This is a genomic window from Acinetobacter sp. FDAARGOS_559, from assembly GCF_003940475.1.
Classification (GTDB): Bacteria; Pseudomonadota; Gammaproteobacteria; order Pseudomonadales; family Moraxellaceae; genus Acinetobacter; species Acinetobacter baumannii.
Window position 1 is genome coordinate 3,783,379 of record NZ_RKJG01000005.1, and the last position, 17,053, is coordinate 3,800,431.

The 17,053-nt window shown below is 35.9% G+C and carries 20 protein-coding genes and 1 tRNA gene; 13 read left to right on the forward strand and 8 right to left on the reverse strand.

Annotated elements, in window-relative coordinates; genetic code table 11:
• Window positions 1-93: 93 nt before the first annotated feature.
• Entirely contained in the window at window positions 94-1,764 is a 1,671-nt protein-coding gene (gene mobR / locus EGS71_RS19780) for a phenol degradation transcriptional regulator MobR (RefSeq protein ID WP_000124865.1), read from the forward strand.
• 57 nt (window positions 1,765-1,821) lie between these two features.
• Here mobR and EGS71_RS19785 read toward each other — a convergent pair whose 3' ends face one another.
• On the reverse strand, window positions 1,822-2,022 hold the full coding sequence (locus EGS71_RS19785) for a heavy-metal-associated domain-containing protein (RefSeq protein ID WP_014466119.1): 201 nt from the start codon (window positions 2,020-2,022) through the stop codon (window positions 1,822-1,824).
• Window positions 2,023-2,188: 166 nt separating this feature from the next.
• Between EGS71_RS19785 and EGS71_RS19790 the strand changes: the two genes are divergently transcribed.
• From EGS71_RS19790 to EGS71_RS19800, 3 genes are all read left to right on the forward strand, one after another.
• Entirely contained in the window at window positions 2,189-4,660 is a 2,472-nt protein-coding gene (locus EGS71_RS19790; protein ID WP_000377575.1) for a heavy metal translocating P-type ATPase, read from the forward strand.
• A 75-nt stretch (window positions 4,661-4,735) separates the two neighbouring features.
• Complete coding sequence (gene cueR / locus EGS71_RS19795) at window positions 4,736-5,137, forward strand: Cu(I)-responsive transcriptional regulator (RefSeq protein ID WP_001020654.1); 402 nt, start codon at window positions 4,736-4,738, stop codon at window positions 5,135-5,137.
• A gap of 27 nt (window positions 5,138-5,164) precedes the next feature.
• Complete coding sequence (locus EGS71_RS19800) at window positions 5,165-5,572, forward strand: GFA family protein (RefSeq protein ID WP_000331886.1); 408 nt, start codon at window positions 5,165-5,167, stop codon at window positions 5,570-5,572.
• A gap of 592 nt (window positions 5,573-6,164) precedes the next feature.
• Here EGS71_RS19800 and EGS71_RS19805 read toward each other — a convergent pair.
• Window positions 6,165-6,521 carry a four-helix bundle copper-binding protein gene (locus EGS71_RS19805; RefSeq protein ID WP_001088961.1) on the reverse strand — a complete coding sequence of 119 codons (357 nt, stop codon included), beginning with the start codon at window positions 6,519-6,521 and terminating at the stop codon, window positions 6,165-6,167.
• Between the two features lie 479 nt (window positions 6,522-7,000).
• Window positions 7,001-7,330, reverse strand: coding sequence for a hypothetical protein (locus EGS71_RS19810; RefSeq protein WP_000980495.1), 330 nt, complete (start codon window positions 7,328-7,330; stop codon window positions 7,001-7,003).
• A 439-nt stretch (window positions 7,331-7,769) separates the two neighbouring features.
• Here EGS71_RS19810 and EGS71_RS19820 point away from each other — a divergent pair, with 439 nt between their 5' ends.
• A complete protein-coding gene (locus tag EGS71_RS19820) occupies window positions 7,770-8,363 on the forward strand; it encodes a LysE family translocator (protein WP_000253376.1) in 594 nt (197 codons plus the stop codon).
• Between the two features lie 50 nt (window positions 8,364-8,413).
• Window positions 8,414-8,638, forward strand: a complete 225-nt coding sequence (locus tag EGS71_RS19825; RefSeq protein ID WP_000825869.1) for a hypothetical protein — start codon at window positions 8,414-8,416, stop codon at window positions 8,636-8,638.
• Window positions 8,639-8,862: 224 nt separating this feature from the next.
• Here EGS71_RS19825 and xseB read toward each other — a convergent pair whose 3' ends face one another.
• Both xseB and xseA read right to left on the reverse strand, forming a co-directional pair.
• Window positions 8,863-9,057 (reverse strand): exodeoxyribonuclease VII small subunit, encoded by a 195-nt coding sequence (gene xseB / locus EGS71_RS19830; RefSeq protein ID WP_000998195.1) that lies wholly within the window; start codon window positions 9,055-9,057, stop codon window positions 8,863-8,865.
• Window positions 9,050-10,312, reverse strand: coding sequence for an exodeoxyribonuclease VII large subunit (xseA, locus tag EGS71_RS19835; protein ID WP_001283237.1), 1,263 nt, complete (start codon window positions 10,310-10,312; stop codon window positions 9,050-9,052). Before xseA ends, xseB begins: the two co-directional genes overlap by 8 nt.
• 255 nt (window positions 10,313-10,567) lie before the next feature.
• Here xseA and EGS71_RS19840 point away from each other — a divergent pair.
• Both EGS71_RS19840 and EGS71_RS19845 read left to right on the forward strand, forming a co-directional pair.
• Window positions 10,568-10,644 (forward strand) — tRNA-Met (locus EGS71_RS19840).
• Between the two features lie 173 nt (window positions 10,645-10,817).
• Window positions 10,818-11,051 carry a transposase gene (locus tag EGS71_RS19845; RefSeq protein ID WP_000636785.1) on the forward strand — a complete coding sequence of 78 codons (234 nt, stop codon included), beginning with the start codon at window positions 10,818-10,820 and terminating at the stop codon, window positions 11,049-11,051.
• A 154-nt stretch (window positions 11,052-11,205) separates the two neighbouring features.
• On the opposite strand, the gene EGS71_RS19850 is transcribed toward EGS71_RS19845, so the two are convergent.
• Window positions 11,206-11,877: an XRE family transcriptional regulator gene (locus EGS71_RS19850; RefSeq protein ID WP_001185369.1), complete on the reverse strand. Its 672-nt coding sequence runs from the start codon at window positions 11,875-11,877 to the stop codon at window positions 11,206-11,208.
• Window positions 11,878-12,477: 600 nt separating this feature from the next.
• Here EGS71_RS19850 and EGS71_RS19860 point away from each other — a divergent pair.
• On the forward strand, window positions 12,478-12,867 hold the full coding sequence (locus EGS71_RS19860; RefSeq protein ID WP_000427176.1) for a hypothetical protein: 390 nt from the start codon (window positions 12,478-12,480) through the stop codon (window positions 12,865-12,867).
• A gap of 37 nt (window positions 12,868-12,904) precedes the next feature.
• Entirely contained in the window at window positions 12,905-13,450 is a 546-nt protein-coding gene (locus EGS71_RS19865) for a glycoside hydrolase family 108 protein (RefSeq protein WP_001019683.1), read from the forward strand.
• A 66-nt stretch (window positions 13,451-13,516) separates the two neighbouring features.
• Here EGS71_RS19865 and EGS71_RS19870 read toward each other — a convergent pair whose 3' ends face one another.
• Entirely contained in the window at window positions 13,517-14,134 is a 618-nt protein-coding gene (locus EGS71_RS19870) for a LysE family translocator (RefSeq protein WP_000015971.1), read from the reverse strand.
• A 519-nt stretch (window positions 14,135-14,653) separates the two neighbouring features.
• Here EGS71_RS19870 and EGS71_RS19875 point away from each other — a divergent pair.
• From EGS71_RS19875 to EGS71_RS19885, 3 genes are all read left to right on the forward strand, one after another.
• A complete protein-coding gene (locus EGS71_RS19875; protein WP_000072673.1) occupies window positions 14,654-14,869 on the forward strand; it encodes a cold-shock protein in 216 nt (71 codons plus the stop codon).
• 203 nt (window positions 14,870-15,072) lie between these two features.
• The gene (locus EGS71_RS19880; RefSeq protein ID WP_000350299.1) at window positions 15,073-15,297 is read left to right on the forward strand and encodes a hypothetical protein; all 225 of its coding nucleotides are present in this window, start codon (window positions 15,073-15,075) and stop codon (window positions 15,295-15,297) included.
• 278 nt (window positions 15,298-15,575) lie between these two features.
• Window positions 15,576-16,391 (forward strand): pyrroline-5-carboxylate reductase family protein, encoded by an 816-nt coding sequence (locus tag EGS71_RS19885; protein ID WP_000932369.1) that lies wholly within the window; start codon window positions 15,576-15,578, stop codon window positions 16,389-16,391.
• A 156-nt stretch (window positions 16,392-16,547) separates the two neighbouring features.
• Here EGS71_RS19885 and EGS71_RS19890 read toward each other — a convergent pair whose 3' ends face one another.
• Window positions 16,548-16,667 (reverse strand): hypothetical protein, encoded by a 120-nt coding sequence (locus tag EGS71_RS19890; protein WP_001982898.1) that lies wholly within the window; start codon window positions 16,665-16,667, stop codon window positions 16,548-16,550.
• Between the last annotated feature and the right edge of the window lie 386 nt (window positions 16,668-17,053).

Here is a 17,053-nt window from a genome sequence, read left to right on the forward strand (position 1 = left end):
AGTTATGTCTTTAAGGTACTAGGACATTTATCTGGTTCTTCGATAAGATGAGATAAAACCCAAATGTGTTTAATGGATTAAAACAGATCACTCATGGCTCGAGTAAAATACGATACAACGGGACGATACGCAGATCATCCGCAAGAAATTCACGATTTGCTGTCTAAACTGCACTTTGATACTGCCCACGGCCAAATCTGGTTTGATGAATATCGGATGCTGCTTTTACACACCAGCATTATGGGATATTTGCGTAAAGACTTGGCACACATGATTGGGCTTGAGCGGACTAAGCGTTTCTTTATTCGTTTAGGGTATCAAGCAGGGTTAAAAGATGCAGAAGTTACAACAAAAATGCGTCCCGATTTAAATGAATACGATGCTTTTATGGCGGGTCCACAAATGCATGCGATTCGTGGAATGGTGCAAGTACAGGCCAACCAGCTCAATTTAAGCCACGACAAAAAACAGTTTTATGCTGATTTAAATTGGCTTAACTCTTTTGAAGCCGATGTGCATTTAGAGCACTTTGGCCCGAGTGATGAACCTGCGTGCTGGATGCTTCTGGGTTATGCATGCGGCTACAGTAGTTTTGCGACCGGCATGACCATTATTTATCAAGAAATAGAGTGTAAAGCTTGTGGCCACGAGCATTGCCGTATTATTGGTAAGCCTTTAGAAGAGTGGGAAAATGCAGATAATCTAATTCAGTTCATGTCTCCCGAACCTATGGAAAAAGAACTGATTGCGTTGCAGGCTGAACTGTTTGAATTAAAAAAATCAATTTATAGCGACAGCGAAGTCGATTACCAATTATTTAGTTCTGTGGGTAAGTCAGCCTCTTATAAACAGGTCTGTGCATTATTAACCAAAGCAGCAGGCTCGAAAGTTTCTATTTTGCTACAAGGCGAAACTGGCGTTGGTAAAGAAGCTTTTGCACGAGGTGTCCATGAAAATAGCCAAAGAAAAGACCAACCTTTTATTGCGGTAAATTGTGCAGCGATTCCACCAGAGTTAATTGAGTCCGAATTATTCGGGGTAGAAAAGGGTGCCTATACGGGGGCACATCAGTCTCGCTTGGGTAAGTTTGAACGAGCCAATGGCGGTACGATTTTTTTAGATGAGGTGATTGAGCTTTCTCCTCGTGCACAAGCAGCACTATTACGCATTTTGCAAGAAGGTGAATTTGAGCGAGTAGGAGACTCACAAACTCGTATTTTAGATGTTCGTGTAATTACAGCAACCAATGAAGATCTTGAGCAAGCGGTGAAAACAGGACGATTTCGGGCAGATTTGTATTATCGCTTAAATATTTTTCCAGTTCAGATTCCGCCTTTGCGGGAGCGCCGTGAAGACATCCCTTTACTAGTTGAACACTTTCTTCATCGCTTTGAAAAAATGTACGGCAAAACCATTCAGGGTGTAAGTGAAAAGACCAAAGTTTTTATGCAGCAATATGAATGGCCGGGAAATATTCGTGAGTTAGAAAACTTATTAGAAAGGGCGGTTTTATTAACGGATGATCAGCAACTGATTAAGTTAAATGCCATTTTCCCTCAGATCAAGCATGACCCAGAGCAGGCTGTAGCTGTTAAAACTGACTTTGAGCAATTATTACAGGCAGAGTTTAATTTAGAAGAACACGAGAAGCAGTTAATTTTAACGGCTTTAAAAAAGGCAAATCATAATGTGTCTGAAGCGGCACGTTTATTAGGGCTAACTCGGGCAGCACTAGACTATCGAATTAAAAAATTTCAGCTTTGAGTCAATATCAACAAGCTCAAAAATAAAGGCCTAACTTTAAATGTTAGGCCCTATTCATTATTGCACTTTCGCTGGGAAACCATCTTCTTCAAGTGCTTCGGTAATTTTATCGATGCTTTCACTGCTTTCAACAGTCACAATTTTGCTCGCTAAGTCTACATCTACTTTTGCATTTGGATCGACATCTTGAATCGTTGCAGTCACGCCACGTGCGCAGCCACCACAAGTCATATTTTCAATAAGTAGTTTCATATTCATACTCCATCAAGAATGAGATGTTTGTTTGGATAACACTGAGTCTAAACCTTGTCATGATTGTAAGGTCAAGACCAAATTTTTAAAAAAATATGCTTGACCTTCCCATGATGGGAATCTGTATGCTCAATACAGAATATTAAATTTTGCAGATTTGCAGAGGTGTTTGATGGACTCAAAAACCACAAAATTGCCAGCATATAGTGAAACACTCTCAATTGAGGGCATGACTTGTGCCTCCTGTGTAGGACGTGTCGAAAAAGCACTTAAGAAAGTTGAAAATATAGAAATTGCTAACGTTAATTTGGCAACAGAGAAAGCTGTTGTTTATTCAAATCAACCGATTCAACGTGAAGCCCTGATTAAAGCAGTTGAACGAGCAGGTTATGATGTTCCAAAAGCTGCGCCAGTGGAGTTGTCTATTGAGGGCATGACCTGTGCATCTTGTGTTGCACGTGTTGAAAAAGCCCTTAAAAAAGTAGACGGCGTTCAAGAGGCAACCGTCAACTTGGCAACAGAGCAGGCTTGGGTACAAGCAGATTCCTCAGTCAATGTTGAAGACTTAATTAGCGCTGTGAAAAAAGCAGGATATGACGCGAAAGCATCGGAAAAACATCAAGATGAGCAATTCGATAAAAAAGCTTCAGAGTTAGACCAGCTTAAAAAAGATTTGATCATTTCGATTGTGTTAGCCTTACCTGTGTTTATTTTGGAAATGGGTTCACATCTAATCCCAGCTTTTCACATGTGGGTCATGCACACCATTGGTCAATACAATAGCTGGCTTTTACAGTTTGTTTTGACCACCTTAGTACTCGTTTTTCCTGGACGCCGTTTTTACCAAAAAGGGATTCCAGCCTTATGGCGTTTAGCACCCGATATGAACTCGTTGGTCGCTGTTGGAACTTTAGCTGCCTACAGTTTCTCAGTCGTGGCAACCTTTATGCCGCAGGTTTTACCACAAGGCACGGTCAATGTTTACTTTGAAGCGGCTGCTGTAATTGTCAGTTTAATTTTACTCGGACGTTATTTTGAAGCAAAAGCTAAAGGACGTACTTCGCAAGCGATTCAACATTTGGTAGGAATGCAGCCAAAAACTGCTCGCATTCAGCGCGATGGACAAATAGTGGAAGTTGCAGTTGCCGAAGTGGTCAGTGGAACTATTGTAGAAATCCGTCCGGGTGAGCGTGTGCCAGTCGATGGTGAGGTGGTTGAAGGGCACAGCTATATTGATGAATCTATGATTACGGGTGAGCCTGTTCCTGTTGAAAAAGTAGTGGGACAGCAGGTGGTTGGAGGCACGGTCAATCAAAACGGTACTCTAAACATTCGGGCAACCGCCGTTGGTTCTTCGTCTGTACTTTCACAAATTATTCGCATGGTTGAACAAGCCCAAGGTTCTAAACTTCCGATTCAGGGGTTGGTCGATAAAGTCACTATGTGGTTTGTGCCTGTAGTGATGCTAATTGCTGCAATTACTTTCTTGGTTTGGTTTATTTGGGGACCAGAGCCTGCGCTAACTTTTGGCTTGGTGAATGCTGTTGCGGTACTGATTATTGCTTGTCCTTGTGCGATGGGGCTTGCAACACCAACTTCTATCATGGTCGGTACTGGACGTGGTGCTGAGCTAGGTGTCTTGTTCCGTAAAGGTGAAGCTTTGCAGCTTTTACAAGAAGCGAAAGTGGTTGCAGTTGATAAAACGGGTACGCTCACCGAAGGCAAACCGACACTGACAGACTTTAATGTGCAATCAGGTTTTGAACGTAAGCAAGTGCTGACTTTAGTTGCCTCTGTCGAAGCCAAGTCTGAACATCCAATCGCTTTAGCTATTGTTCAAGCAGCAGAAAGTGAAGGCATAAACTTATTACCAGTAACAGCATTTAACTCGATTACAGGTTCAGGTATTGAGGCGGAAGTTTCTGGTCAAAAAGTACAAATTGGCGCAGACCGTTATATGCACCAACTTGGTTTAGATACCAACTCATTCCAAGCGATTGCTGCTCAATTGGGGGAAGAAGGCAAAACACCACTCTATGTTGCCATTGACCAGCAACTTGCAGCAATTATTGCCGTGGCAGACCCAATTAAAGAAACAACCTATGCTGCGATTGAGGCCTTACATCAGCTTGGGTTAAAGGTTGCCATGATTACAGGCGACAACCGTCATACGGCGCAAGCAATTGCCAAAAAGCTGAACATTGATGAAGTTGTGGCAGAGGTTTTACCCGAGGGCAAAGTGGATACAGTCCGCCAACTGCAAAAACAATATGGTCGCTTAGCTTTTGTAGGTGATGGCATTAACGATGCACCAGCCTTGGCACAAGCGGACGTGGGCTTAGCCATTGGTACAGGAACTGATGTTGCGATTGAAGCTGCCGATGTGGTGCTGATGTCAGGTAGTTTAAAAGGCGTACCGAACGCAATTGCACTAAGTAAAGTAACTATGCGAAACATACGCCAAAATCTGTTCTGGGCATTTGTATATAACGTTGCACTTATTCCAATTGCAGCAGGTGCCCTATATCCAGCCTTTGGGGTGTTACTTTCACCAATGTTTGCAGCAGGTGCGATGGCACTTTCTTCGGTCTTTGTTTTAGGCAATGCATTACGCTTAAAACGCTTTCATGCGCCAGTACAGTAAGCGTGCTGAAAATCAACTTTTGGTTTAAGATCATGACAGCAGGTCTTAAACCAAATTTAATATTTGAGGTGTGAGATGAATATCGGTCAGGCATCCAAACATTCGGGTATTTCAGCGAAAATGATTCGCTACTATGAAGAAATCGGTTTACTTGAAGCAGCTCGGCGTTCTGCTTCTGGCTATCGCATTTATTCAGAAACAGACCTTAAAACTTTAAACTTTTTAAAGCATGCTCGAGAGTTAGGTTTTTCATCTGAACAGATGAAAGAGCTTATTTCGCTTTGGAAAAATACCGATCGGCATAGTGCAGAGGTGAAAGCTTTAACCGTAAAACACATTGCCGAATTAAAGCAAAAAATTGCTCATTTACAGGAAATGGTTAATATTTTGCAGGCTTCAGCTGATGATTGCTGTGGTGACCAGCAGGCTTCGTGTGCGATTTTAGACCACATTGAAAAAGGTGTAGGCGTAAGTTAAACCTTATAAAAATAAAAAGGAAAAATCATGGCTTATTCAGTTTCTTGTCTTTGTAATGGTGTTCAACTTCGTATTAATGCCGAATTAGAACCCATTATGGTTTGTCACTGTAAGCAATGCCAAAAAGCACAAGGGGCTGCTTTTGCGGCCATCACTCAAGTACAAAAAAGCGATTTAGAGATTGTACAGGGTGAAAATCTTTTGCAAGCGTATTTTGCATCGCCTAATAAAAAAAGAGTGTTCTGTAAAATCTGCGGTTCACCTGTCTGGAGTGAACGTTTAGATAAACCTGATGTGGTGCGTTTAAGGGTAGGGCTCATTAATGAAGAAATATCCACGCCAGTCATCTCTCATGCTTTTGTCAATTCACAAGTGAAGTGGTATCCGATTTGTGATACGGCTCGCCAGTACGCAAATGGCGTCGAAAACCCTTGAAATATGAAGGTTTGAAAGTGTTTTATTCATTTGTAAAAAAACGTGAACAGCACTAGCCATGAATAAATAATGTGCTATAAATGTACTTAAGGTAATCGTAATATCTCCTCGATCCACAGGGAAACTTGGGACAGGGCAAAAGATACGATAAGACCTTATAAACAGCTAGCAAAGAGCAAATAAAAATGGATAGACACATTTTTTGAGTGCTCAACGTTGCAGAAAAGCCCGTGAAACGGGCTTTTTTAATGCCTATGAAAAGTTATTTCTAAGTGTGGGATAGCTTATGTTTTTAAACTATTTAAGAAAAAGTAATGTAAAAATAATAAAATATTTCAAATATACAGACTATTCTGTATTGCAATTTATTTTTATTAAGGGTACATTTAGTTAACGGTTTAAAGTTCAAGCTTAATAATGAACTCATGGTCGTTGTGGGAGATCTAAGAGCCTGCATTTTCCCCAAGATGCGGGTTTTTTTATGCCTAAAAAAAGTAATGACTCATCTGATCTAAAAATTTAATTCTTTGTTCTATAAAGTTTTAAAACCTACGAACGTAATAGGCCGTAGGTTTCTAAACACGTCTAAAAATTAAGCACGATATGCCTGACAAGCTTGAGCACACGCTAAACATGCTTTTGCACAAACCTGACAATGCTCATGTTCGTGTTTACTACACTCAGCTGCACATAGTTGACATGCATTAGCACATAGCTGCATGGCTTGTTCAGCAAGCTCGGAATGTCTTAATTCTAAAGATGTGCATAACTGACAGGTTTCTACACAGGTTAAGCAGTGTTTGATGCACTCACGCATCATATGCACATGCTCTTCTTGTAGGCATGCAGAGGCACAATGCTTACAAGCAAATATACATTCAATGCAGGCTTGAATAGAGGTAGATGCTTGATTAAACAGAGATTGATTTGGTTCTTGTGAGCTATTCATTTTAATATTCTCCTTTTGAAAGGCTATTATTAAAAAACCGAATATTGTTATCTTTTTTCATTTTATAAAATCATTTTTCCTATCGGGCACTTTGAAATGAAAGATCTACAAATGCTCAATACGAGATTAACCTCGTATAAGAATGTTACAGGTACTTTGTTAGCTAAATTCTAAAAAGACAGTAAAACCTTAAGAAGAGATACCTAAAAACAAAAAATAAAATTTGTTTGGATATAATACTTTTGGCTAATTTTTTAATGTATGAAAATTAGGCAAATTATCAGTGTGAACTTTAAGGGCACACGTAATGGAAAACATTGAACAGTACGCTCACGGAGCTGAGCATGAAGTCCACGTACACTGCAAACGATCATTAAGCACTTTAATACTGAGCTTGTTTGTATTAATTGCAACTGGTCGATAAAGAAAAAGCACCCACGGGTGCTTTTTCTGTATGACTTGACTATAGGTAAATTGAATTAAGAGCCTGTAAAGCCGCGGCGCTTTTTGTAGGCTTTACGATCATAAGAGGGAATATTGGACTTTTGAAGATCAATAGCCAATTGTTTTCTGCGTTGAAATTGCACTTCATTTAAAAGCGCATCATAGATTTTAGGTCGGTCAGTTTTAAACTTTTCTACATCCAGTGGAATCTTACTTTCCTCTTTAACAATATACAGAACAGAACCATTGGCATTGGTTTCATATACTGTCCAACCAACCCGTACTGTATAGAGGCCGGTTTTCTGATCCTTTCCTAAATAAGATTTAAAACCATCGGGATGAGGGCGTACATAAGCATTCATCATGCATCCTCCATCAACTATTTAATTCGATGAAAGCGGCGATCAATGAATTGATGGGAACGATACATCTATTCAGTAAAATCACGATTTTCATGTGTATATATATTGATCAATTTGATAATTTCAAGCTCTGTAATTTTTCTTTTTGTGGGATGAAAAACGTGAGAATTTGTCTAAAAAAGATACAAAAATAACCACTTCATTTTTATAGATAAATTAAGTCTATTTTTAACTTGAATTTGGTTTTTTAAAATTTATGTGACGTATTTTGCAAATTTAAAATTGAATAATTTATAGTGAAGCTTGAGTTCATTTTTTATTAATGATTTGATTTTAAAAAATAAAAAATATTTGTAATATTTCTTGTTACAACGATTTTGTCGACAATACAGGATTGTTTTTGACATATTTCGCCTAGCGTAATCAATAGAGTTTTTTGCCTATGGTGTCATTTTTATTTATTGGACTTGTAGTCACTATTTTGTTGACTCCAGGACCAACAAATACATTATTAGCCTCGGCTGGCATACAAGCAGGGGTAAAGCATTCTCTTAAGTTGATTCCGGCAGAGGTAATAGGTTACCTGATCGCAATTACCTCATGGGGTGTTTTACTTGAATCGGTGTCTCATTTCATTCCATGGCTTCCAGCCATATTAAAGCTGATGAGTGCGGGTTTTATACTCTATCTTGCTTTTAAACTCTGGATGACATCGTCTGAAGATATTAATTTAGACCGACCGCTTATTACACCAAAAGCTTTATTTCTTGCGACACTTTTAAATCCGAAAGCTTTACTTTTTGCTTCAGCGATTTTTCCACATGCAGCGTGGGAAGTTCCTCATTTATATTTTATTCACATTGTTGTCTTTTTATCTTTAATTACCCCAATTGCTTTTTTATGGATTATGTTTGGTACAGTATTAATCTCAAATAAAGTCACTTGGTTAAATCAACGTAACTTACAACGTATTGCTGCATTTATTTTAACTTTTTTTGCCATGCCAATCGGCTATTCAGCGATTAGCTCATTTTAGACCTAACAAATTAATTTATATTAAAAAATTTAATATACAGGAGTTTTTTCATGAAGAGATTAAAAGTTGTTATTAAAGATCAGTTTGACCAAGAAAGTATTGCTTTAGCAAAGGTTAGACCTGCGAACGATCAGAAATTAGAGCTGTATAAAAGTGTAGAGCATATCGAAATTGATGACGATATTATTCTACCGAATATGGATTTACTGTATGAAAATCCAAAAGATGGAAAAATTTATAAATTAGTTGGCCCGTTTAATGAAGATGAATTATAGAGGGGCGAAGGAAAATTGATTTTTTCATCTGTTTTAGTGTTGCTTAAAATAAAAGCAAACTAACGTATAGACACAATTAAAATCTTGAACACCAAGGGGTCCTTATGGAACTATGTTTTTGCAAAAATGTGACCTAATCCACATTTTTGTATTTCAGGACTAAGTGGTGTTCACTAAGCCCATTTCTTCAATGAGAAGTAGAAATGGGCTTTTTTTATGGAAATTTATTCTTTAAAAGTTTCATCTAAAGCTTGCTGGACTGCTTCAATGCGAGCTTTGCAAGCTTTATAAGCACCAATGGATTCTTCAACAATCTTCATCAAATTATCAATATCTGGGCTTTCCTGAGATTCAAGTAATTCGGCATTTCGCTTTAAAATGTCATGACCTTCTTTAAAAGTCAGTTCTTTATCATTCATTTGGAATTACCTCGGTAATATTAGCGTTAATTGCTCCATCTTGCATATCAACAGTAATGGTAGAGCTAGTGATTTGGTGAATGGAACGAATTGCTTTGCCTTCTGATCTTACAATTGCATAACCTTTTGCTTGAATTTGTTTCGGGTTTTGCAAAAGAATTTCTCGCATAAGAGATTCAGTTTGCGATAGAGAAAATTTAACTTGTTGCTGTGAAACAAATTGAATGCGTTCCTTCATCTGCTCAAGGAACTGGTGAGCTGAATTAAGCTGAGCTTGGGCAGAGGATTTAATATGTTGTAGATATTGATCATTCTTGCTTTGATAGGTCGTGATTTGATGTTGTGACAAGAGTTTGATTGTTTGCAGGTTGTCTACAGCTTCTTGTACACGTTCAACAATATGGTTGCGAATACCCGCAATCACTTTACTTGGAGTATCAAACGAACGGTGTGCAATCTCGTCAAGGATAGTACGATCTTTTTCATGTCCAATACCGACCCAAATCGGCACGCTGCGTTTACAGAGGAGAGCGGCAAGCTCATAATCATTTAAATAAGCTAAGTCATTTACAGCGCCACCCCCGCGAATAATTACAATCAGGTCGGGTGGAAAGTTAAAATTATTTGCCCATTGTTTTAAACCTGTTGCCAACGACTCCATAAGACTGACGGCAGCCGTATTTCCCTGAAAGGTTGCACTTTGATAAACAAAATGACAAACCCTATTCCGCTCAAGAGCATCCGCATCCTTTTTAAAGTCACCTAAACCCGCAGCATTTTGAGGAGCAATAACTAATACATTTTGTATATCAAAAGGAGTAGGGAGAAGTTTGTTCTTATGTATTAACCCTTCTTGAGTTAAACGTTCTACAATTTGTTGATAACGTTTTGCAATTTCTCCAAGTGTAAAACTTGAGTCTATTTCTTCAATATTGACTGAAAATCCATATTGCGGATCGAAACGCGCTCTAATTTTGATTAAAACGTTTAAATCACTAGCTAACTCAATACCTGTTTCACGTTCAAACTTGAGAACAATTTTACTTGCTGAAAATTTCCAGATGGTCGCTTTACAGCTTGCAATGACCTTGTCGGTGTCAGCATCTTTTTCTGCAAGCTCTAAATAATAATGTCCACCTTTAACATTTAAATTCCGAATTTCCGCTCTCACCCATACAGGCTCGTCAAAAGTCAGGCGTATGACTTCCTGCACTGTACCGAGATATTCACTAAGAGAGAGCTGAGGATCAGACATATAAACTATAAATGATGGGTTGAAACTAGATAGTATAAAAGCTACCCAAGCATGGCAATTGTTGTCTATGAATAACGGGTTCTGTTTAAAATAAATACAACAATTTAGAGCGTTAAAATTGAAATTGAGGGGGCTTATTTAATTTGAGCGGATAAAAAGAAAAATTAATAAAAAGATAATTCTTAATAATTACAACCGATTAAAAAATAAAGTTTGCTTTATAAAATATATAAGCGTATAAAGCTTACTTCCAATTGCGGGGTGGAGCAGTCTGGTAGCTCGTCGGGCTCATAACCCGAAGGTCGTTGGTTCAAATCCGACCCCCGCATCCAAAATATTATGCTCTGTGATGTACTACTTTTCATGATACGAAATCATGGAAAGCAATTAGCTTATAAATAACCCTATATCAAGCTAAATATTAAATTCTAGACGAATTGTCCATACCTTAAATCTAGCGTTCTAATTAAATACCGTTAAATCACATGAGCTCAGTGATGAGTGAATGATTGTGAATATAGTAAATGAGTGGCAAATCGCCACAGCCGTAAATGGCAATGAAATTAATGTGAGGATTGTTCCTCACGTCCGTAAGCAAAACTCGCTTGATGGTTATCGTTGGGTTGAGGTTGGAAAGAAAATTCAGCTTCAAACTGGTGAAGAAATTGAGTTAAACCAAGACGGAAAAAGCTTTTATGCTGGGTTTAATCAACTTTATCGTTTAAATACATATTGTTGATAAAATCATGGTAATAAAAAAGCAAAAAAACCTATCCCTTTTAAAGGAGATAGGTTTTTTTATATCAAGAAGAAAGTTAAATAATTAAAGTTATAAAAAGACGAAAGTGATGAAAAAGGTCTTATTATTATTTTAGCTATATTTAATAACTAAATTAGCCCGCTCTCCAGAACTGACGCCCCATGACCTTAAAGTTTTTACCGTTCTCTTCGGTGACACGTCGGTCTCTAAATTTTTCATTTAAACTATGCAAAATTAAAGAGCCATCTGCCTCTTTAAAAATTTGTTTAATCATGCCTTCACCAGCAAAATAAACGGCATAGATTTCACCATCAATTACTTCTGTTTGAGAAATATCAATACCGACCAGATCACCATCTTTGATGTAATCGGTCATACTATCGCCCTTAGCTTTGATAATACGCATGCATTCCTGAGCAACACGTTTTTCTTTAAAGAATGAAGCGGGGAAAGGAATTTTCCCATTAATTGCATCAAAATGAAATTCGATTGATTCGCCTGTACCACAAGAAAAACTCGCTTCAACTACTTCGATCCAGACATATTGGTCTGCTGCATCGTTATTCACGACAGTAGGACTAAATACATCACTTTCTCTAAAAGAGTCTTCTGAGTTTCCTGTAGTAAGCCAATAAGCATCTACACCTAAAAACTGTGCAATGAGTGGAAGAAAAGCAGATTTTAAATTCTTCCCCGATTCTAAAGCTTGATAAGCAGGCTGAGACATCTTTACTGCTTCAGCAACCTCTGCCTGTGTTTTTTTAGCTTTAATCCTTGAATCTTTTAAACGGTCTTTAAGAGCCATAATGATCGCACCAGCTAACTTATAACAAATATATAACTTAAGTTATATTTAGTAAAACAACTATAGTTATTGACTAATAATAACTATAGTTATAATATCAGTTATAAGGACATATTGATAGAACGAAAATAATATTTTATTTGAAATTTATTTCTTAATTTTATCAATATTTTATCAAGAAAGTAATGATTATTCTGCCTCACTGGACGACAGAATATAAAAATGGCGATAGTCGATGAGTGGTTTATACAGACTATTAAAAACAAGAAATGGAATAAAAAAAGCCCGATTCCGTGGATCAGGCTTAATGTTCATCGATAAAGGGTATCAAGAACATGAAGAATCTAACAAAGAATTTAATGCGTCACAAAAGTTTCCGATATACGGCAACGTGTTATCTCAACTTTATGGTCAAAAAAGAGAGGTTATCTAGCGGTGCAGTTTTACTGAGGCTTATGTCATTCATAGCGGTTTAAAAAGAACAAGAGCGACTAGATTAAATCTGTATACATAGCAGAGTTAGATATAAAAATATGAAAAATAACAAAGCAGTAGCCATGATTATTTTTCAAAAAATTACACTTTAGGCAGGATTAAATTATGGAAAATTTTTTAACTTCAAATGGGCTAGCTGCCGCTTTTAACCTTTATGGCACTGTCATGATGGTGGCTTTAGCAGTGAGCTTAGTTGTTGCAGTAGTTTTAATTATGCGCTTTCCACGTTCACCTCAAGAATGGGCCGTTGGTTTGATTTGTACGGTTGTTTCAAGCTTGACTGGTGGCTCATTCATTATCATGAAATGGAATTTACATGAGTGGGTGACAGATATATGGGGAATGATCACTTTAGGTGGATTCTTCTTTATTTGTGGCTTACCTGGTTGGGCAATTGTGAGGTGGATATTTAATTTCATTAATAAACAAGAAGGAAAAACCATTGTTGAAGTCATGAAAGATCTAAAAAAAGCGAAAGATGATATCCAAAGCTAATAGCTGTTTGGCCCTAATAAAGATGAGGACAACTCTTATGAATATTGAACAATATTTAGATGCACTAATAAAACGCGAAGGTGGCTATGTAAATGATCCACTTGATCATGGGCATGCGACTAAATTTGGAATTACACAAGCCGTTGCTCGTAGTTATGGTTATCAAGGTGCAATGGAGAATTTAACGTTAGAGACAGCCAGAGAAATTTATAGGAATCAATATTGGCTTGAGCCGCGATTTGATCAAGTTAATTTGATCAGCGCACTTATTGCTGAAGAGTTATTCGACACGGGTGTGAATTGTGGCATTAGTTTCACAAAACCACTTTTACAACGTGCATTAAATTTATTGAATAGGGAGGGCAAAGAAGGCTGGGTAGACCTTAAGGTAGATGGTGAATATGGGCCAGCCACTTTGCAGGCTTTAATAAAATATATTAAAAACCGTGGTAAGGAAGGTGAAAAAGTGCTGGTACGGCTTCTTAATATTATGCAAGGCCAATGCTATATTGAAATTACGGAAACAAATCCGAAGCATGAGCAATTCTTTTATGGATGGCTTGCTAATCGTATCAGCTTATAAAAAAGCTAACTTGCTAAAGCTATTGAGTTATAGCCTTACAAGTTGGCTCACTTTCATAAAATAGTTTTATTGAGTAATAAGTAAAACTGCTAAAAGAAAAAATATACAACCACTGACTTTATTGAGCTTAGAAAAATTATTTCCGGCAAGCATCTTCTCTTTGAATATTGAGGAAAAGTTGGCATAAACTAAATGAATTAAAAATCCGATCAAGCAGAATGTTAAAGATAAAACCAAAAACTGATTTAATATTTCTTTTTTAATATCAATAAACTGTGGGAAAAGGGCAATAAAAAAGACAATTGTCTTTGGATTAAGTAGTGAGGCAAACAACCCTTGATAGAAAAGCTTTGATTTCTTTATCCCTTTTTCATTATGTTCAGTTTCTAATAAGTCTTGAGTTGGGGATTTTTTAATAAAATTTTTATAGCCTAAGTACATTAAGTAAAAGGCCCCAATAAATTTTAAAGCAGTGAAGATAGTAGGGTTGCTAGTAATAATAAGTCCGACACCGCTTGCAGAAATCACAGCGATAATAAACATACCAATAATTAAACCACTAATGCCAAATAAAGCTGTTCTCACACCATAATTTATTGAATTTGTTACTGTAAATAAAACGCCTGGGCCTGGGCTTGATAAAGTAAGAAAAGCAATGGTTATAAAAACTAAAAGACCGCTCACGTTGATACTTCCTGTTTTATCATCAATATGTTAATTGCATGCCTACTTTAAAGTAGAATAGGAATAATGTATACAGACAAGTATGTATAATTTATAAAAAAGTAAATTAATAGGATAATATTTGAAAGTTCCTACACAATCTTATTTTTTTAACTCTAAATAATTTGAAAATTAAAAATCCAATACTTTAAAAAGCATTAAATATTTTTAATTAATATATAGATACAGTGTTAGAAAATTATATTTAAATATCATTGAAAATCAGATAGAAAGTTAGAATTTGATACCTTCGTATTCAATAAGAAATGAATTAATTAAGATATCGATTGCAATTCGTTAAGAAGCGTGTATAGTCGACACTAACTACAAAAATATTCATGTTACCCAAAGTCTCTCTTTTCGCAGTTTTATTTATAATCCTCCGTATATTTTTAGATATTTAAGTAGAATGTGTATTTTTTAGTTCTATTGGTTTGCCCAATAATAAATGATAATGTTTTTAAAAGTTAGGATTAATTTATGTCTAATACTACTGGTACAGTAAAATGGTTTAATGAAACTAAAGGTTTCGGTTTTATTCAAACTGATGAAGGTAAAGATGTTTTTGCACATTTTTCTGAGATTCAAACACAAGGCTTTAAAGTTCTTTTAGAAGGTCAGCGTGTTCAGTTTACTGTAACACAGGGTAAAAAAGGCCCACAAGCTTCGAATATCACAATTGTGACGAATGCTTAAACTAAAGTAATTTGATGATTTTAGACGATTTGATCTGTAGTGATTTGCTCAATTAAACGGCTCTAATCATCAATATAGTTAAAAAACCCACTTCTTCCTTTGTGGGTTTTTTATATGGATAATTAAATAAGTTGATTATTTGTTTTATATAATATAGAAATTAGAATTGTGTTGTATAAGTTGACTTTATAACTGGTATAAAAATGGATATTTGTATTGGCGGTATTTTAAACGGTAAAGTAAGAAAGAATAATGAAAATTATTTCTCTATAGGAAATCCTCATTCAGATGATGTAACTGAATATCACAAGCAATATTTCCATTTGGATGGAAAGCTTTTATCATTTTGGGTGTGTAATGAAATCAATTTTCAAGAAGCCTCCAGAATAGCTGAAAGTTTCTTTAAAAAAGAACAAAGTTTTTATTAAGTAAATTTTAATTAAATACTTTAAGTCTGGTAAGTCTATTTCTTCAATGAGATAAGCTAAAAATTATTTTTAATTACATATTTTTAACAATTTAGATTAATTTGTTACTTATAAATCCATAAGTAAAGAGTAATCTTAGCTCATAATATAAAATCATTGTAAAATTAAACTTAACATTCATGAAAATTTATTAAATTTTTCTTGTCTTAACAGTCATGACTTAAGTCATAAATAATATTTCTTTTTGTAGTATATCTAAAGGAAGGAAATAATTCTAAATGTTGAATATAGTACAGCCTAATATTTGCTTCATTGGTAGCAGTAATTTGTCTTTAGCTTTAATTGGAGGTTTAGTTTTAAAAGGCTTTCAAAGAGAAAAAATTAATCTAATAGAGGAAGTCAAATTTGAGAATCAAATCATTCTAAAGCAAAAGCAACATGAGGTGAAAAAGGCAGATATAGTTGTTCTATTACTAGACCCAAAAGACTTAAAGGCTATACTGGCGCCCTTAAAAAAATGGTTAGCTGATAAAACTATTGTGTCGATGATGGCCGGAGTTAATATTAAACAATTAATGAGTATTACGGGTTCAAAAAAAATTATCAGAGTCATTTCTAATCCCCCTGTATTAACCTATACAGGTACTCATGTGTTAATTGGTTCAGACTATTTAGAGCCTTTAGATAAAGAAGTGATAGAAACAATTTACTCAGCAACAGGGCGAACCTATTGGGCAAATTCAGAATCCCAAAGTGATGCGATTATTGCTTTATCGGGTTCAGGACCAGCTTACTTCTTCTATATTCTCGACAGTATGGTGAAAACAGGGGTGTCTATGGGGCTAGATAAGCAATTTGCTTTAGATCTAATACTTCAAGCTGCATCAGGCGCTGTAGAAATGGTTCGTAAAAGTAATGTTCAGCCTAGTGAGTTATGTGGCAAGGTCACATTAGCGAATGGTATTACAGAGTCTGCATTACGAATGTTTGAATTAGGCAACCTCTCTGATGATATTCGGCTGGCTTTAAAAGCAGCTTACCATCGTAGTAAAGAAATAAGCTTAGAAATTAATGCAGAAATTACGAGACACTAGCTTTAGCTGATTACAAAGTGCCTTCCAAATATTAACACCTTATATTTGGAAGGTATTTTTTTAACCACCATGGTTTAGCCGTATAAAGGTAAAGCAAACATTATCTTTCAAAGAACCATCAAAACGGCTACTTTAAAAATCAATTATTAGCTCAAGTTATGGAATTTGTAGGAAATACTCCCAAATAATAAAACCTAAGCCGAACCCTAGCATTGAATAGAGGGTAATAATAAATAGTACAAAACTAGCTTTATTTTTCTTTCTTAAAAAACTCATGTTAGCTACCTCGTGTCTAGATAGTTACTATCATGAAGAAAGGCAAGGTGTAATCATAGATACAGAATTTTTTCAAAAAAATATAACAGATGGGTAGGTGTTATAACCTCATCTTTTAATTAAGTTTTTCTTCAAATTTATGACTGAAAAAAGACTAAAGTATGGTGAATCTAGAAGCATGAGAGGAACTTATAAAAATTATTTCTACATTGTTTTTTAATGATAATTTATTACTCATGTTGTGTGAAAAATAATCATTTACAATTGAAAGAAAATATTTCTAATTGGTTAAAAGTATTAAATAAAATTGTGAAACATTTAACATTAGCTTGACTATTTGTGTTCCGTTATGGTGCAATTTTACATAATATAGGTAGTTCTTACAT

Excerpts from the sequence above, each read along its gene's own strand:
- mobR (WP_000124865.1), top strand. The coding sequence starts at position 94 with ATGGCTCGAGTAAAATACGATACAACGGGACGATACGCAGATCATCCG.
- EGS71_RS19785 (WP_014466119.1), bottom strand. The coding sequence starts at position 2,022 with ATGAATATGAAACTACTTATTGAAAATATGACTTGTGGTGGCTGCGCA.
- EGS71_RS19790 (WP_000377575.1), top strand. The coding sequence starts at position 2,189 with ATGGACTCAAAAACCACAAAATTGCCAGCATATAGTGAAACACTCTCA.
- cueR (WP_001020654.1), top strand. The coding sequence starts at position 4,736 with ATGAATATCGGTCAGGCATCCAAACATTCGGGTATTTCAGCGAAAATG.
- EGS71_RS19800 (WP_000331886.1), top strand. The coding sequence starts at position 5,165 with ATGGCTTATTCAGTTTCTTGTCTTTGTAATGGTGTTCAACTTCGTATT.
- EGS71_RS19805 (WP_001088961.1), bottom strand. The coding sequence starts at position 6,521 with ATGAATAGCTCACAAGAACCAAATCAATCTCTGTTTAATCAAGCATCT.
- EGS71_RS19810 (WP_000980495.1), bottom strand. The coding sequence starts at position 7,330 with ATGATGAATGCTTATGTACGCCCTCATCCCGATGGTTTTAAATCTTAT.
- EGS71_RS19820 (WP_000253376.1), top strand. The coding sequence starts at position 7,770 with ATGGTGTCATTTTTATTTATTGGACTTGTAGTCACTATTTTGTTGACT.
- EGS71_RS19825 (WP_000825869.1), top strand. The coding sequence starts at position 8,414 with ATGAAGAGATTAAAAGTTGTTATTAAAGATCAGTTTGACCAAGAAAGT.
- xseB (WP_000998195.1), bottom strand. The coding sequence starts at position 9,057 with ATGAATGATAAAGAACTGACTTTTAAAGAAGGTCATGACATTTTAAAG.
- xseA (WP_001283237.1), bottom strand. The coding sequence starts at position 10,312 with ATGTCTGATCCTCAGCTCTCTCTTAGTGAATATCTCGGTACAGTGCAG.
- EGS71_RS19845 (WP_000636785.1), top strand. The coding sequence starts at position 10,818 with ATGATTGTGAATATAGTAAATGAGTGGCAAATCGCCACAGCCGTAAAT.
- EGS71_RS19850 (WP_001185369.1), bottom strand. The coding sequence starts at position 11,877 with ATGGCTCTTAAAGACCGTTTAAAAGATTCAAGGATTAAAGCTAAAAAA.
- EGS71_RS19860 (WP_000427176.1), top strand. The coding sequence starts at position 12,478 with ATGGAAAATTTTTTAACTTCAAATGGGCTAGCTGCCGCTTTTAACCTT.
- EGS71_RS19865 (WP_001019683.1), top strand. The coding sequence starts at position 12,905 with ATGAATATTGAACAATATTTAGATGCACTAATAAAACGCGAAGGTGGC.
- EGS71_RS19875 (WP_000072673.1), top strand. The coding sequence starts at position 14,654 with ATGTCTAATACTACTGGTACAGTAAAATGGTTTAATGAAACTAAAGGT.
- EGS71_RS19880 (WP_000350299.1), top strand. The coding sequence starts at position 15,073 with ATGGATATTTGTATTGGCGGTATTTTAAACGGTAAAGTAAGAAAGAAT.
- EGS71_RS19885 (WP_000932369.1), top strand. The coding sequence starts at position 15,576 with ATGTTGAATATAGTACAGCCTAATATTTGCTTCATTGGTAGCAGTAAT.
- EGS71_RS19890 (WP_001982898.1), bottom strand. The coding sequence starts at position 16,667 with ATGAGTTTTTTAAGAAAGAAAAATAAAGCTAGTTTTGTACTATTTATT.